Genomic DNA, 15,267 nt, shown 5'->3' on the forward strand with positions numbered 1-15,267 from the left:
CGAAAAAGGGATTGAATGGCTTTCGGAAACGGAAGGCTGCACTTCGTTTCCGCGTGGGAAAAGCGAATTTAGCGGGGATTGCGTTTTCTTTTGCGTTTGGCACAGGACTTGCTGTTATTAGACGCAAAGAAACAACGCGGGACCGGCGGACGGGCCGGACCGCTCAAAATGATGCAAAGGCGGCGAAGCGATGACAGATTATCATGTGGACATCCGGGTCCTCTCGAAAGCCGAGGTCGAAAGCCTCGTGAGCTACCGTGATGTGGTGGACACAGTCGAAGAGACCTTTCTCGCGCTGGCGCGCCACGAAATTTTCCATCCGATCAAGGAACCCATCTGGGTGGATGACGGCCGTGCAAACATGATTATGGCGATGGCGGCCCATATCAAAAGCCAGCAGGTCGCCGGCGTCAAATGGGTCAACATGTATGAAAATCAGCAGCCGGGCTATCCCTCCTGCGCGGGCAGCATCCTGCTTTTAAACGATGACCGCAACGGCCAGCCCTACGCGATCCTGGAGGCAACCTCGATCACCGCGATGCGCACCGCGGGCGGGCACGCGGCGGTCGCCGCGAAGCATCTCGCCCGCCCGGATTCGCAGGTGTTGACGGTGATCGGCTGCGGCACCGAGGCGGTGAGCGGCGTTGCAAGTTTTCTCGATCTCTTTGCGCTGCGGGAGCTGCGTGTTTTTGACATTCACCCCGCCGCCATGCAGCGGATGCGGGAACTTTACGGAGACCGGCTCACAGTGACCTGCTGTTCCGACGCACAGACCGCCTGCGAGGGGGCGGATATCCTGATGACCGTCACCACCTCGCGGCGGCCGGTGGTTGAAGCGGGCTGGATTCCGAAGGGATGCTTCGTGGCGGGGCTTTACTCGCTCTTCGACCTCGACCCCAAGGCCGCAATCACCTGTGACAAATGGGTTCTCGGATCGAAAGAGGCCGACCGGCGGCAGATCCTGGAGGACCCGGTGTTCGAGGACTACCATCTTACGATGGAAAACGTCTACGCCGACCTGCCCGAGATCCTGAGCGGAGCGAAGCCCGGACGCGAGCGGGACGACGAGACGATCGTCTACACCCACTTCGGGATGGGCGCGCTCGACGTGGCGGTTGGGAAACTCATCTACCAGCGCGCCTGCGCGCAGGATGTGGGCCAGATTATCCGCCTGGTCTGATCCGGGCGGTTAGAGGGAGGAATACCATGAAGAAAATTGCAGTGGTAGGCGGCGGAAGCACCGGCCATATGGTGGCCGCGGACGTCGCTTCCCGCGGGCATGAAGCGCGGCTCTGCGACAGTGAGGCCTATCGTGAAATCCTGGAACAGACGGCCGCGATCGGAAAGATCGCGCTGAGCGGCAGTGGCTTCGACACGGTGGGGGAACTCGCGATGGCGACTACCGATGTCGCCTGTGCGCTTGACGGGGCCGATCTGGTCATCTGCTGCACCATCGCCAACCGCGACGAGGAGGTCGCCGAGATGATCGCTCCGCACGTCCCGAAGGACGGGGTGGTGCTCCTGAGCGCCGGCAGCGCCGGGTCGCTCGTTTACCGCAGGGTCTTTAACCGGCTGGGCCGGCGAGACATCGTGGTGGGGGAGACCAGCGGAAATCTCTATCCCTGCCGGATGATCGGCCCGGGCAAGGTCTTTTCGGGCGGGAAATATGCGCCCAAGGCGGCGGCCGCGGTCCCGGAAAGGGATACGGAACGGCTGGTCGAGGCGTTTTCCGGGGTGTACGAACTCACGCCAGCGAGCTGTGTGCTCGAAACCGCATTCAACGGGCCGAACCTGATCGCCCATATCGACCTCACCCTGCTGAACGCAGGCGCCATCGAAACGGCGAAGGGGCCCTACCGCGTTTTCAACGACGGCATCTGCCGCAGCACCATCAACCTGGCGGATGCGCTCTGGCAGGAGAAGAAACGAGTCATGGATGCGCTCGGCTTCGCTTGCGGGCCGTCGCCGGCCGGCTTCTACCGCAAACTCGCGGATCACGACGCGCACGCCTTCGACGGCTTTCGGACGCTTGAGGGTCCTGAGAGCCTGACCGGGCGGTATATCACCGAGGACGTCCCGATGCTCGACTGCCTGTTCCTTTCGGTGGCGCGAGCGATCGGGGTTGCAACGCCGCTCTTCGAGGGGCTTGTGGCGGTGGCGTCGGCGGTGAACCAGACCGACTACTATGCCCAGGGCCGAACCTTGGAAAGCCTGGGGATCGAAGCCCGCACCCCCGCGGAGATCGCCGCGAGTTTCCGGGACCCCGGCAATCTGCAATGACCCCATTCCCTGACGGACGGCAGGGCGAAAATAAATTGCTCGAAAATATGAGGAGGCCAAAAAAATGAAAAAGAACATAAGTATGATCCTCGCAGTGGCAATGCTCATTGGAATGCTCGCCGGATGCAGCGGCTCCAAACCCGAGGCCAGCTCCGCCGCGGCGCCCGCCCCGACGGCTTCTGCCGCTTCCGAAGCGGCTTCCGATGCAGCGGCCCCCGCGCCCGAAGGCCAGATCCTGGTGCGCATTGCGACCCAGATGGCGGCCGACAACAACACCACCATCGCGATGAACGTCTTTGGCGACTATGTGATGGAAAAGACAAACAATGCAATCAAGGTCGAGGTCTATCCGAACTCCCAGCTCGGAGCGGAGGACATCGTCATGCAGCAGGTGCTGACCGGCACGCTGGAGATGTCGCCGATCAGTTCGGCCGTTTTGAGCACCGTCGTGCCTGAGGTCAACATCTTCTCCTTCCCATTCCTTTTCAACGACCTCGACACCTATATCGACATGTGCTGGGACGAAGGCTTCCGTGAGCGGATCTTCAATGCGGTCGAGGAGCGCACCGGCTGCAAGACCCTCGGCTTCACCATCGGTATCGGCCGTGGCGTCTCGAATACCAAACGCGAGATCCGCACGGTCGACGACATGAAGGGCCTCAAAATCCGCACAATCGGCTCCCCGATCATCATCGACACCTTCAACTCTTTTGGCGCGACCGCGACCAACGTCCCATGGAAAGAGGTCTACACGGCGCTGCAGCAGGGGCTTGTGGACGGCGAGGACAGCTCGGTCATCGCAAACCTCGACCAGAAATTCATCGAAAGCAACAAGTTCTACACCCAGCTCGACACCATGTTCCAGAACCACCTGCTGGTCGTCTCTTCCGAGCTCTGGAACAAGCTGACCCCGGAACAGCAGCAGATCTTCGTCGAGGCGGGCGTCAAGGCGGACGAATACGGCTTCGAGTGCTCGCGCACTGACATCAAGGACAGCTATGAGCGCGCAGCCAAGGAATATCCGGACTTTAAGATCACTTCCGACCTGACCCCGGAAGAGAAACAGACCTTTGTGGATGCCTGCCGTCCGGTTTGGGACAAATACAAACCCGAAGTAGGTGAGGATCTCTTCAACTACACCTACGACCTCATGCAGAAGATGGTAAAAAAATAAGTCTGACAATCCCCGCCGTCGGGCCCTCCGGCGGCGGGAAAACCAAAATAACAATTCAGAGGAATAGAGGAGGGAATCCGGCTTGCGTGCAAAGGTGAACCGGGCGCTTGGAAAGATCGGGCGCTTTGAAAAGGCGCTGATGGGCGGCTTTTTCATGGTCATGACCCTGATGGTTTTCGTTCAGATTACAATCAGGTGGTGTGGTCTGCGCAGCTTTTCCTGGCTGGAGGAGTTTGCGCAATATGTCTATATCTGTGTGGTGATGGTCGGAGCCGCCAACGGCGTTACTGACGACAGCCTCATGAAAGTGCGGCTTTTTGAATCGATCCTGCCAAAGGCGGCCTGCCGGATCATTGGCGTAATCAGCGGCCTGCTCTGCAGCGGAATTGCGTTTTATATGGCATCCATCAGCTACCAGACTGTCAAAAAGATGTTCCAGCTCCATGCAAAAACTTCGGTGCTCGGCTGGCCGGTGTGGTTTTTCTACGCGGTCATGGCTGTCGCGTTTGTGGGAATGGGGGTCCGCTTCCTTCTGCGGATCATTTTCCCGCCCATGGAAGAGAAGGATAAACCCAATACGCCTGCCAAAGCGCAGTAGGAAAGGAGGATTGCTCAATGGCTTGGTTAATGCTTTTGTTTTTTGTATTTCTGTTTCTGGGTTTTCCGATCGCATTCATCCTGCTGGCTGTCTCGCTGATCGGAGCGATCTTCCTGCTGAACAATAACCCGCAGATCGTCGCCCAGATGATGTTCAACGGCATGAACAGCTACACCATTCTGGCGGTCCCTTTCTTCATCATTTCGGGCGGCATCGCCGCGCGCGGCGGCACAGCCAAGAGCCTGATCAACGTCATGAAAAAGGTGTTCGGCAAGCTGCCGGGCGGCCTTGGAATCGCCACCATCTTCGCCTGCACCTTCTTTGCTGCGATTTCGGGATCGAGCCTCGCGACGATCGTCGCGCTCGGCACCCTCATGATTCCGACCCTGATCGGTGAAGGCTACGATCCCGAGATGGCGACCGGCATTGTGAACTCGGCCGGTTCGCTGGGGATCCTGATTCCGCCAAGCGTCCCGATGGTCACGATGAGCGTGGCGATGGGGCTCTCGGTCGCGAAGCTGTTCGCGGCGGGGTTTTTGCCGGGTATCATCCTGGCGATTATCTGGAGCGTCTATGTGGCGATCACCTGCAAGCGCACCGGAGTTGGCACTAAAAAAACGGAGGAGAAGGAGCGCTACGGTTTCAAGGAGTTCCTCAAAGACGTGCCGGCCCTCTTCTTCCCAATCGTCATCCTCGGCAGCATCTACGGCGGCATCGCCACCCCGACCGAAGCGGCGGCAATCTCGATCGTCTACATCACGATCATCGAGGTCTTCTATTATAAGACCTGCAAACTTGCCGAACTGCCGGCGATGTTTGGTAAATCGACCGCCGAGGCGACCATTGTTTCGGTCATGCTCGGCTGCGCCGCGCCGATCACCTGGTTCGTCACAAATATGCAACTGCCCGCTGCCCTCTCGGCCGCCGCGCAGCAGTACATACCAAACAAATTCGTATTTATTATCGCGCTCACGCTGGTGCTGTTCGTATTCGGCTGCTTCATGGATATCATCTCGGTCATCGTCATCCTTGGACCAATGGTGCTTCCGACCCTCATCATGTACGGCATGGACCCGATTCACTTTGGTATCATGTGTATTCTGAACACCCAGATCGGCATGATGACCCCGCCGTTCGGCATGAACATTTTTGTCTGCATGCGGGTGGCCAATATGGGCATGGGGAAGGTCGTAAAATCCACAATGCCGTACCTGATCCTGCTTATTATAGCGACGCTGGTTATCTCGTTTATTCCGGAGATTTCGATGTTTGTCCCCAATCTGCTTGCGTCCTGACGCGGTCAGCCCATCGATTGCCCCCCGGGCGCCGGGGGGCAATCTGTGCATCCATAGCGGGCGGTTTCCGCTGTGTTCAAAAAGACGAACTCCGGCGACTGGACTATAATTTTGTAAGATGATGGAGAATTTTCACTGTGATAAAAAAATTTCTGCAAAAGCGTCCCCTCGGACTGCTGCTGGGGCTGGCAACAGCTGCTGTGTTGCTGATAGCGCCGCTCCCAATCGCTGAGGACGGACGAATCTGCCTTGCAATCTCGCTTTGCGTGATCGTCTGGTGGGGCTTTGAGGTGATGCCGGTCGGGCTTTCCTCCTGTGCGCTGCTGATGGGGTACTCTCTCTTTTTAAACTCCGAAACCGTACAGCCCCAACTGATTTTCAAGTTCTGGACCATGCCGATGGCCTATATGGTTCTGAGCGGTTTCCTGATCGCGGGCGCGATCAAGCACTCGGGGATCGGCAGGCGGCTGGCACTCATTTTCATTTCAAAATTTGTAAAGAACTATGACCAGATTATCTTTGCCTGCTATATCCTCAGCTATCTTTTGAGCCTCATCATCCCGCAGTCGTTTGCAAGGGCGTTTCTCATCATGTCGGTCATGTCCTTCATCATCGAGAAGACCGATATGGAAAAAAAGTACGCCATCAACATCGGCCTTGCGGTTTTCGCCGCGCAAAACGGCGCGGGGCTCCTGTTTATGACCGGTGACAGCTCGATCAACATGCTTCTTCTGAATCTGATCCCCGAGGCGGTGCGCCCAGGCTGGCTCGACTGGCTCTGGATCATGCTGGTGCCCGCGCTGCTGCTGGGTGTTCTGACCTGCGGGATGCAGATGCTACTCGTGCGCGGTCCAAAGAACCTATGCATCGATGTGCAACTCGCCCGGCGGGAACTGGAGACGATGGGACCGCTCTCCATAAAGGAGAAAAAGACCCTCTTCTGGCTCGCGGTGGCGGTTATATTGTGGATGACCGACAGCATCCACCATGTCGACGTGGGCTGGGTGAGTTTGGCAGTCGCGGTTCTGATGGCGATGCCAGTGATCGGGGACGTCATCGAGCAGCGGGACATCGCCGAGATCAATCTCGGTACGCTGCTCTTCCTGAACGCCAGCATGGCGATTGGAATGGTGGGCGGCGCGACAGGGATGAACCAGTTTCTGGCCGACCTGCTCTGTCCAAAGGAGATTTCCGGTGGCGTGATGGGTCTTATGCTGGTGGTCGTGCTGGTCTGTTTCGGCCTGCACTTCTTGCTCGGGAGCGTCACCGCGGTCATCACCCTCGCGCTTCCCGCCCTCTTCATCGTGGCCGAGCCGATGGGAGTGGGTATTGTGCCGGTAGCCTTCGCGGTCTATCTCGCAACGATCGGCCAGTGGTTCTTTCCCTATCAAAACATCTCGCTCACCATCGGAATGGGGGAGAATGCGGGGATGTACTCGGTGAAGGAAGTGGCGAAATTAGGTTTTGCGTTCACCATCCCGGCGGCTGCGGTTGTGCTGATTTCAGCCGCCTGGTGGATGATTATCGGTATCGTTTGACCCTCCGCCGAAGGCGGAATTTTGGAATAAGCACGCATTATTAGGAGGTAACTATGAAAAGAACATTTACGAGCATTCTCGCAGGGATTCTTGCGGCAACCATGCTGCTTTCCGGCTGTTCCGGCAACGGCGGCAGCTCATCCGGCGGGGGAAACACGGCCCAGCCGGGCGCGAACGCGTCCGCCGAGGGCGCTTCGGCGCGCACCGACCTCAACATGGTCATGACGACCGACCTCAACACCCTTGATCCGCACAATTCCAATGCGATTTTTGAATCGAAGGTCATCCGCAACCTCTTCGACGCGCTGGTCGAGGTGGACGACGAGACCAAGGAGATCGTTCCTGCCCTGGCTGAGAGCTGGGAGATCGCGCCGGACGGCGAATCGGTCACCTTTAAACTGCGCAGCGGCGTCAAGTTTCACAACGGCGAGGACCTGAAGGCCAGCGACGTCAAATTTTCTTTTGAGCGCGCAATCGAGGCGCCGAAGGTCCGCAGCTACTCGTTTGCGATGAAGAGCATGGACGTGGTGGACGACAGCACGGTCAAGCTCAATCTCAACTACCCCTACGGCAGCATCCTTTCGATGGTCGCGAAGATTTACATCGTGAGCGAGAAGGCCGTCACCGATCTTGGTGATGAATTCGGCCGCAAACCGGTCGGCACCGGCGCCTACAGCCTGGTTGAGTGGGAACCCGCGCAGCAGATCGTGCTCAAGGCGAACGACGGTTATTTTAACGGCGCGCCCGCGCTCAAGGATATGGTCATCAAGCTGATCGTCGACTCGAACACCGCTTTCATCGCGCTTGAGACCGGCGACGTGGATTTCTATCCCGAAGCGGTCCCGGTCGACGTCGAGCAGGCCAAGACCAACGAAAAGCTCACCGTCCTCGAGGACGTAGCGAACAGCTTCTACTTTATCACCTTTAATAACAAGACAATCTCCGATGAGAAGGTTCGCCAAGCGATCAGCTATGCGGTCGATGTCAACACGATGAACACGATCGGCTTCGAAGGCAAGGGAACCCTCGCGCAGATGCCGCTCAAACCCGGCGCCGAGGGCTACACCGAGGACGTCAAGGTCTATGATTACAACCCCGATGAGGCGAAGAAACTGCTCTCCGAAGCCGGCTATTCCGAAGGGCAGCTCAGCCTGCGCCTGGTCTTTATCGAGAGCAGCACCAACAAGAAGATGAGCCAGGTCATGCAGGAGGAGCTCGCGAACGTGGGGATCAACCTCGTGCTCGAGCCGCTCGAATCCGGCACCTACTACACCCAGATCGCCACCGGCGACTACGACATGCTCATCTCCGGACAGGGCTACGACCCGACCAACACCGACCGCACCTTCTTCCGGCTCTTCCACACCGAGGGAGACTACAACTACTGCAAATATTCGAACCCGAAGGTCGACGAGCTTCTGAACACGGCGCGCGTCGAAAGCGACCGTGCGAAACGCGATGAAATCTACAAAGAAGTCATCGGAATTGTGCGCGACGAAGCGGTCTACCTGCCGCTCTACTACAAGGCGGCGACCCTTGTCTACGACAAAAATCTGCAGGGCGTCAAGATCAAAGACGACTCGATGTATGACTTCGCGGATTTCCACTGGTAAAACCGGAGAGCGCTTCAAGACGACAGGACCGGACGGTCCCCGCAAGCGGTCGCAGCCAGAAATGCAATCGGACCGCATTTCTGGTTGTGCCTTGCTGCACAGGGCCGGCTCCTGCGAAAGCGATAAGGAGAGACTATGTACAGATATGTGATAAAAAGACTTCTGCTGCTGATCCCGATTCTGCTCTGCGTGAGCTTTGTGGTCTTTTTCATCCTTGACCTGACCCCCGGCGATCCGGCGCGTCTGATCCTTGGCGAGGATGCCTCCGAGGAAACGGTAGCGGAACTGCGGGAAGAAATGGGGCTGAACGACCCGTTCTTGGTTCGCTATGTAAACTACGTCGTCGACGCACTGCACGGGGATTTCGGCCAGTCCTACCGGACCAACCAGGATGTCGTCACCGAAATCATGGCGCGGTTTCCAACCTCGATCAAATTGTCGGTGTTTGGGGTGCTGCTGACCGTCGTGTTCGGTATCCCAATTGGGATTCTGGCTGCGGTCAAACAGTATTCCGCCATGGATATGGTGAGCACCATCACGGCCATGTTCATGGCGGCGATCCCGGGGTTCTGGCTGGGGCTGATACTGATTTTAATATTTTCGCTGCATCTCAACTGGCTGCCGCCGAACGGGGCGGACAGCCTGAAAAACTTTATCCTGCCCTCGATCACAATCGCATTGCCGTTCATCGCGAGCATCATGCGCATGACCCGCTCGACCATGCTCGAGACGATCCGGCAGGACTACATCCGCACTGCGCGCTCAAAAGGCGCGGAGGAGAAGGTGGTCATCTGGAAGCATGCGCTGAGAAACGCTTTGCTGCCGATCATCACCATGCTGGGCACCAACCTGAGCATCCTGCTGGGCGGCACGATGATCGTGGAGACGGTCTTTTCGATGCCGGGGCTTGGTACCCTCATCGTCACCTCGATCCGTTCCAAGGACATCCCCCAGATCATGGCCGCGATTCTGTTTCTTTCGATCATGTCCTGCGTCATCATGCTGATCGTGGATCTGGTGTACGCGTACGTGGACCCGAGAATTAAAGCCAGATACGAACGGTAACGGGAGGAGAAAACGATGGCAAAACCGAAAAAAAAGAGCAAGGCGCTGGAGATTTGGAAACGGTTTCGCAAGAACAAGGCCGCGATGATCGGTCTGGTGCTGATTCTTATTTTTGCATTCTTCGCAATTTTTGCAAACTTCATCTGCGACTATGAAACGCTGGCCATCAAGCAGAACGCGGCCATCCGGCTGCAGCCGCCGAGCGCCGAGCACATTTTCGGCACCGATGCCTACGGGCGGGACCTGTTTGCGCGGGTGGTGCACGGAAGCCGTGTCTCGCTCTCGATCGGCTTCATCTCGACCTTCTTTTCGCTGGTGGTCGGGGGCTTTCTGGGCGCTGCCGCAGGCTACTACGGCGGCAAGGCGGATATGCTCATCATGCGCGGCATGGACGTGCTCGCGAGCATCCCGCAGATGCTGCTGGCGCTGGCCGTGGTGGCCGCGCTGGGCGCGGACCTCAAAAACCTCATCATCGCGGTCACGGTGGGCTCGATCCCGGGCTTCACCCGGGTGGTGAAGTCGGCGGTGCTTACAACGGTGGGGCAGGACTTCATCGAGGCGGCGCGCGCCTGCGGAACGAGCGATTTTCGGATCATCTGCAAGCACGTCATCCCGAACGCCATTGGGCCGATCATCGTACAGGCGACCATGTCGGTGGCCAAAATGATTATCCTTGCGGCGGGCCTCAGCTTTATCGGCATGGGCGTCGCGGCTCCAACCCCTGAATGGGGCTCGATGCTTTCGGAGGGGCGCGAATACATGCGGTATTCGGCCTATCTTGTGCTTTTCCCGGGGCTTGCGATCGTCTTTTCCGCCCTGTCGCTCAACCTGATTGGCGACGGCCTGCGGGATTCCCTTGATCCCCGTCTGAAGAATTAATGTGAGAGGTGCGGCAATGAGTGATAAACTTTTGGAAATTCAAGATCTCGAAGTGATCTATCAGACGGACGAGGAGACGGTGTACGCGGTCAATGGGATTGACCTTTCGATCGGCCGCGGGGAGACGCTCGGGCTGGTCGGGGAGACCGGCGCGGGCAAGACCACCACCGCGCTCTCGATCCTGCGGCTGCTGCCGTTTCGGGTCGGGAAGATTGTGAAGGGGAAGATCCTGTTTGACAAAAAGGACCTGCTCGCGGAATCCGATGAGGGGATGCGTGCGATCCGCGGGGAAAAGATATCGATGATCTTCCAGGACCCGATGACCAGCCTCAACCCGATCATGCGGGTGGGCGAACAGATCGCGGAGAACCTCCAGTTCCACAATAACGACAACAAGACTCCCGAACAGATTGAACAGCGGGTGGAGGAGATTCTCGAATTGGTGGGTATTCCCGCCAAGCGCAAAAACGAGTATCCCCACCAGTTTTCCGGCGGGATGAAACAGCGGGTGGTGATCGCGATCGCGCTGGCCTGCGAACCGCAGCTGCTCATCGCGGACGAACCGACCACCGCCCTCGATGTGACCATCCAGGCACAGGTTCTGGCGATGATGTACGAGCTCAAGCAGAAGCTCGGGACCTCGATGATCCTCATCACCCACGATTTGGGGATTGTGGCCGAAACCTGCGACTACGTGGCAATCATGTACGCGGGGGAGATCATCGAATACGGCACGGTGGAGGACATCTATAACGGGGATATCCACCACCCCTATACGGTGGGGCTTTTTAATGCCATCCCCAACCTTACATCCGAGACCAAACGGCTCAGCCCAATCGCGGGCCTGATGCCCGACCCCACCGACCTGCCGGCAGGCTGCAAATTCTGCCCGCGCTGCCCCAAGAAGATGCCGGTCTGCGAGACCGAGCGCCCGGAGGACTACTGCCGCGACGGCCACGTCGTGAAGTGTCATCTCTATAAGTAGGAGGATACGATGCAAGAGGTTTTATTGAAGATCGTCAACCTGAAAAAATATTTCGATGTCAAAAACGGGATGCTTCACGCTGTGGACGACGTCAACCTCTCAATCAACCGGGGCGAGACGCTCGGGGTGGTCGGCGAGTCCGGCTGCGGCAAATCCACTCTGGGGCGCACCATCCTGCGGCTGACCGAACCGACGGCCGGACAGGTCCTCTTTGAAGGAAAGGACATCGTGAAGCTGGGCAAAGGGGAGATGCGCGACCTGCGCACCCAGATGCAGCTCATCTTCCAGGACCCGTACGCGAGCCTCAACCCGCGGCTCTCGGTGGCCGAGCTCATTTCCGAGCCGATGATCGTCACCAAATGCTGCAAGCGGGACGAGATCTATGGGCGGGTGCGCAAGCTGATGGATACGGTGGGGCTGGCCGAGCGGCTGGAGAACGCCTATCCGCACGAACTCGACGGCGGCCGCCGCCAGCGCATCGGCATTGCTCGCGCGCTGGCGGTGAATCCCAAATTCATCGTCTGCGACGAGCCGGTTTCGGCGCTTGACGTCTCGATCCAGGCCCAGATTTTAAACCTGCTGATGGACCTGCAGGACGAATTGGGACTCACCTACATGTTCATCACGCACGATCTCTCGGTAGTCAAGCACATCTCGAACAATATCGCGGTCATGTACCTGGGTCAGTGCGTCGAGCTTGCAAACGTCCGCGCGCTCTTCCAAAATCCGATCCATCCGTACACCCGCGCGCTGCTCGACGCGATCCCCATCCCGGTCGTCAACCGGGAGAAGCGCAACCGGGAGATCATCCACGGAGAGGTCACCAGCCCCATCAACCCGCATCCGGGCTGCCGGTTCGCCGCCCGCTGCAAGTACGCGACCGAGGAGTGCACCCGGGAAAACATCCCGCTGCGCGACCGCGGGGATGGGCATATGGCGGCCTGCATCAAATTTTAATCGGAGGTTCATGATGGACTACATCAAACTGGCGCAGAAGTATAACGACCGGGTAGTAGAGCTCCGCCGAGACATCCACATGCATCCCGAGCTTTCGCTGGAGGAGTTCCGCACGGCCGAACTGGTGGCAAAGGAGCTGCGCGCGCTCGGCATGGAGGTCCATACCGGCGTGGGCAAGACCGGCGTGGTCGGGCTGCTTAGAGGCGCGAAGGAGGGCAGGACCATCGCCCTGCGCGCCGACATGGACGCCCTGCCGATCCAGGAGGAGAACGACCTGCCCTTCAAGTCGGTCTATCCGGGCAAGATGCACGCCTGTGGGCACGATGTGCACACAGCGGTGCTGCTGGGCGCCGCGATGGCGCTCACCGAGATCAAGGATCAACTGAACGGCACGGTCAAATTCATCTTCCAGCCGGCCGAGGAAAACGCCCCGAACGGCGGGGCGAAGCAGATGATCACGGAGGGGGTGCTCGAGGACCCGAAGGTCGATGCGATTGTCGGGCTGCACATCCTGCCGTTTGTCAAAAGCGGGGTCATCTCGCTCAAAAAGGGGGAACTGCTCGCAAGCGCCGACCAGTTTGAGATCCGTATCACCGGCAGGGGCTGCCATGCGGCCAGTCCGCATCTCGGGGTGGATGCGGTTACGGTGGGCGCGCACCTCGTCACCACGCTGCAGAGCGTGGTCAGCCGCATGACCGATCCGATGGAACCAGCGGTGCTCAATGTGGGTGTCCTCGAAGCGGGCGGCAGGGAAAACGTCCTTGCCCAGAGCGCCGTGCTCAAAGGGACCTGCCGCGTTTTCAACCCAAAGACCCGCGAGAACCTCAAAGCGCGCATGCAGCAGGTGATGGAGGGAGTCTGCGCCGCGTTTGGCGCGACTGGAGAGTTTCTTTACACCTACGGCTATCCGCCGTTGCTGAGCGATCCGGAACTCACCCAGTTCTGTTCGGATGCGGCCACCGAGCTTTTTGGCCCCGATGGGGTCGTGGTGAAGCCAAAGCCCGCGATGGGCGGCGAGGACTTTGCCTATTATACCGAGGTGATCCCGGGCGCGTTCATCTCGCTCGGTACCGGCAGGGCAGAGGGCCCGAACGCCCCCATGCACAGTCCGCGTCTCATGGTGGAGGAGGGTTCCTTTGTGAACGGTGTGAGCTTTATGACCAAGGTGGCGGTCGACTACCTGAACCGTCCGTGACCGGCAGAGAGGAAGGAATTTGTACATGGAACAGCAGCGGCTGGAGAAGCTCTGTGGACTGATGCGGGAACGTGGGATCGACCAAATGGTCATCACTTCCCCCGCCAATCTCTATTATCTGACCGGAAAATTCACCCAGCCAATGGAACGGCTGTTGGCGCTGGTGGTAGACCGGGATGGAAACGCCGTCTACTATGCAAATAAAATCTTTTTGATCGACCAGTCGATCGGCGCCGAAGTTGTGACCTTTTCGGACACCGACGACGGGATGGCCCCGCTCGCCAAAGGCGTGCGGGAGACGGGAACGGTCGCGATCGACAAGAACTGGACGGCGCGCTTTTTGCTGCAGCTCATCGAGCGGCGTCCGCGTGTCAGGTATCTGCACGACTGCACCATTCTCGAAGAGCTGCGCATGGTGAAGGATCTGCGCGAAATCGAGGCGCTCCGGCAGGCTTCGCGTATTTCGGACAAGGTGCTCGCGGCGCTGCACGACCGCATCACCGATGGAATGGCTGAACGGGACGTTTACCGCATCTCGCAGGATCTCTATACCTGTGAAGGCGGGACGAACGGCGGCGCGATGGTGCAGTTCGGCAAAAACAGCGCCGATCCGCACAGCATGTCCGGCCCTACTGTGGTTCAGCCGGGGGACAGCATCGTGATCGACACCGGCGTGAATTATCGGCGTTACCGTTCGGATATGACCCGGACCGTCTTTTTCCGCGGCGTGCCGCCTGAGCTCGAGAAGGCCTACGGGATCGTCCTAGCGGCCAATCGCGCCGGAGTCGCGGCCGTACGGCCGGGAGCCCCGCTGCACACGGTGGATGACGCGGCCCGTGGTCTCATCACCGAGGCGGGATACGGCCCCCGGTTTATCCACCGTACCGGCCACAGCATCGGTCTCGATATGCATGAACCGCCTGATGTTTCCGCCGGTACGCCGGTGGTGATGCAACCGGGGATGGTCTTTTCAGTTGAGCCGGGCATCTATCTGCCAGGGCTTGGCGGGGTGCGGATCGAGGATCTCGTGCTGGTCACAGAGGACGGCTGTGAGGTGCTCAACCGCTTGGACCGCGCGTTGCGGGTGCTGGACTGAAAAAAAAATATTGGCTAAAAAAGAGGCCCGCCACAGGCGGGCCTCTTTTTGAGTGGGGATTTTTTGTGTCACAGATCTTCGCTGCCGAGAATCGCGTTTGTGATCGCCTTGAGCGAACGGACGGCCCGTTGGGAAAGGTACTGCGATTCGCTTTCGTAAACCGAAAGCGCCCCGAACGGGCAGATACGCACGCAGGCGGGCTTGAGACCGGCCTTGAGGCGTTCGGAGCAGCCGTCGCATTTGGTGATCCGATCCTTCTGGTCGAAACTCGGAATGCCGAATGGGCAGGCCATCGCGCAACTGTGGCAGCCGATACAGCGGTCGGGGTCGAAGAGGGTGAGATTGGTGGCAGAGTCCTTGTAGAGCGCGCCGGTCGGGCATCCCATCACACAAGGTGCGTCGCTGCAGTGCATGCAGGCCACCGAGAGGTTGGTGTAACGGATCTTATCCTTCCCCTCCTCAAGCAGGTGGATACGGCGCAAAGGGGTGTCCCCATGCGAAGGGTCGATGTCGTTCTGGTCCATGCAGGCCACCGCACAGGCCCCGCAGGACACACATTTTTCTAGGTTCAGATCGAATATCATAACATCGC

The 15,267-nt window shown here is 58.8% G+C and carries 14 protein-coding genes; 13 read left to right on the top strand and 1 reads right to left on the bottom strand.

Annotated elements, in window-relative coordinates; genetic code table 11:
* Positions 1–190: 190 nt before the first annotated feature.
* The 13 genes from BN4275_RS13280 to BN4275_RS13340 all read left to right on the top strand — a co-directional run bounded on the left by BN4275_RS13280 (position 191) and on the right by BN4275_RS13340 (position 14,675).
* On the top strand, positions 191–1,180 hold the full coding sequence (locus BN4275_RS13280; RefSeq protein WP_066459107.1) for an ornithine cyclodeaminase family protein: 990 nt from the start codon (positions 191–193) through the stop codon (positions 1,178–1,180).
* Between the two features lie 26 nt (positions 1,181–1,206).
* Positions 1,207–2,280, top strand: coding sequence for an NAD/NADP octopine/nopaline dehydrogenase family protein (locus tag BN4275_RS13285; protein ID WP_066459109.1), 1,074 nt, complete (start codon positions 1,207–1,209; stop codon positions 2,278–2,280).
* Between the two features lie 64 nt (positions 2,281–2,344).
* Complete coding sequence (locus tag BN4275_RS13290) at positions 2,345–3,454, top strand: TRAP transporter substrate-binding protein (RefSeq protein WP_066459111.1); 1,110 nt, start codon at positions 2,345–2,347, stop codon at positions 3,452–3,454.
* An 82-nt stretch (positions 3,455–3,536) separates the two neighbouring features.
* On the top strand, positions 3,537–4,052 hold the full coding sequence (locus tag BN4275_RS13295) for a TRAP transporter small permease (RefSeq protein WP_066459116.1): 516 nt from the start codon (positions 3,537–3,539) through the stop codon (positions 4,050–4,052).
* Between the two features lie 17 nt (positions 4,053–4,069).
* On the top strand, positions 4,070–5,347 hold the full coding sequence (locus BN4275_RS13300; protein WP_066459118.1) for a TRAP transporter large permease: 1,278 nt from the start codon (positions 4,070–4,072) through the stop codon (positions 5,345–5,347).
* 137 nt (positions 5,348–5,484) lie between these two features.
* Positions 5,485–6,885 carry an SLC13 family permease gene (locus BN4275_RS13305; RefSeq protein WP_066459121.1) on the top strand — a complete coding sequence of 467 codons (1,401 nt, stop codon included), beginning with the start codon at positions 5,485–5,487 and terminating at the stop codon, positions 6,883–6,885.
* Between the two features lie 53 nt (positions 6,886–6,938).
* Entirely contained in the window at positions 6,939–8,498 is a 1,560-nt protein-coding gene (locus tag BN4275_RS13310) for an ABC transporter substrate-binding protein (RefSeq protein WP_066459123.1), read from the top strand.
* 135 nt (positions 8,499–8,633) lie between these two features.
* On the top strand, positions 8,634–9,563 hold the full coding sequence (locus BN4275_RS13315; protein ID WP_066459125.1) for an ABC transporter permease: 930 nt from the start codon (positions 8,634–8,636) through the stop codon (positions 9,561–9,563).
* A 15-nt stretch (positions 9,564–9,578) separates the two neighbouring features.
* Complete coding sequence (locus BN4275_RS13320; RefSeq protein ID WP_066459127.1) at positions 9,579–10,442, top strand: ABC transporter permease; 864 nt, start codon at positions 9,579–9,581, stop codon at positions 10,440–10,442.
* A gap of 16 nt (positions 10,443–10,458) precedes the next feature.
* Positions 10,459–11,427, top strand: coding sequence for an ABC transporter ATP-binding protein (locus tag BN4275_RS13325; protein ID WP_066459129.1), 969 nt, complete (start codon positions 10,459–10,461; stop codon positions 11,425–11,427).
* 9 nt (positions 11,428–11,436) lie between these two features.
* Positions 11,437–12,384 carry an ABC transporter ATP-binding protein gene (locus BN4275_RS13330; RefSeq protein WP_066459131.1) on the top strand — a complete coding sequence of 316 codons (948 nt, stop codon included), beginning with the start codon at positions 11,437–11,439 and terminating at the stop codon, positions 12,382–12,384.
* A gap of 13 nt (positions 12,385–12,397) precedes the next feature.
* On the top strand, positions 12,398–13,579 hold the full coding sequence (locus BN4275_RS13335; RefSeq protein WP_066459133.1) for a M20 metallopeptidase family protein: 1,182 nt from the start codon (positions 12,398–12,400) through the stop codon (positions 13,577–13,579).
* A 25-nt stretch (positions 13,580–13,604) separates the two neighbouring features.
* Positions 13,605–14,675 carry a M24 family metallopeptidase gene (locus BN4275_RS13340; RefSeq protein ID WP_066459135.1) on the top strand — a complete coding sequence of 357 codons (1,071 nt, stop codon included), beginning with the start codon at positions 13,605–13,607 and terminating at the stop codon, positions 14,673–14,675.
* A gap of 68 nt (positions 14,676–14,743) precedes the next feature.
* Here BN4275_RS13340 and BN4275_RS13345 read toward each other — a convergent pair whose 3' ends face one another.
* Positions 14,744–15,259: a 4Fe-4S dicluster domain-containing protein gene (locus BN4275_RS13345; RefSeq protein WP_066459137.1), complete on the bottom strand. Its 516-nt coding sequence runs from the start codon at positions 15,257–15,259 to the stop codon at positions 14,744–14,746.
* Between the last annotated feature and the right edge of the window lie 8 nt (positions 15,260–15,267).

The sequence above is a fragment of the Anaerotruncus rubiinfantis genome (assembly GCF_900078395.1).
GTDB lineage: Bacteria > Bacillota > Clostridia > Oscillospirales > Ruminococcaceae > Anaerotruncus > Anaerotruncus rubiinfantis.

Bases quoted from the DNA above. Each gene is read 5' to 3' on its own strand.
- BN4275_RS13345 (WP_066459137.1), bottom strand. From the start codon at position 15,259: ATGATATTCGATCTGAACCTAGAAAAATGTGTGTCCTGCGGGGCCTGT.
- BN4275_RS13280 (WP_066459107.1), top strand. From the start codon at position 191: ATGACAGATTATCATGTGGACATCCGGGTCCTCTCGAAAGCCGAGGTC.
- BN4275_RS13290 (WP_066459111.1), top strand. From the start codon at position 2,345: ATGAAAAAGAACATAAGTATGATCCTCGCAGTGGCAATGCTCATTGGA.
- BN4275_RS13310 (WP_066459123.1), top strand. From the start codon at position 6,939: ATGAAAAGAACATTTACGAGCATTCTCGCAGGGATTCTTGCGGCAACC.
- BN4275_RS13330 (WP_066459131.1), top strand. From the start codon at position 11,437: ATGCAAGAGGTTTTATTGAAGATCGTCAACCTGAAAAAATATTTCGAT.
- BN4275_RS13285 (WP_066459109.1), top strand. From the start codon at position 1,207: ATGAAGAAAATTGCAGTGGTAGGCGGCGGAAGCACCGGCCATATGGTG.
- BN4275_RS13300 (WP_066459118.1), top strand. From the start codon at position 4,070: ATGGCTTGGTTAATGCTTTTGTTTTTTGTATTTCTGTTTCTGGGTTTT.
- BN4275_RS13335 (WP_066459133.1), top strand. From the start codon at position 12,398: ATGGACTACATCAAACTGGCGCAGAAGTATAACGACCGGGTAGTAGAG.
- BN4275_RS13325 (WP_066459129.1), top strand. From the start codon at position 10,459: ATGAGTGATAAACTTTTGGAAATTCAAGATCTCGAAGTGATCTATCAG.
- BN4275_RS13340 (WP_066459135.1), top strand. From the start codon at position 13,605: ATGGAACAGCAGCGGCTGGAGAAGCTCTGTGGACTGATGCGGGAACGT.
- BN4275_RS13320 (WP_066459127.1), top strand. From the start codon at position 9,579: ATGGCAAAACCGAAAAAAAAGAGCAAGGCGCTGGAGATTTGGAAACGG.
- BN4275_RS13315 (WP_066459125.1), top strand. From the start codon at position 8,634: ATGTACAGATATGTGATAAAAAGACTTCTGCTGCTGATCCCGATTCTG.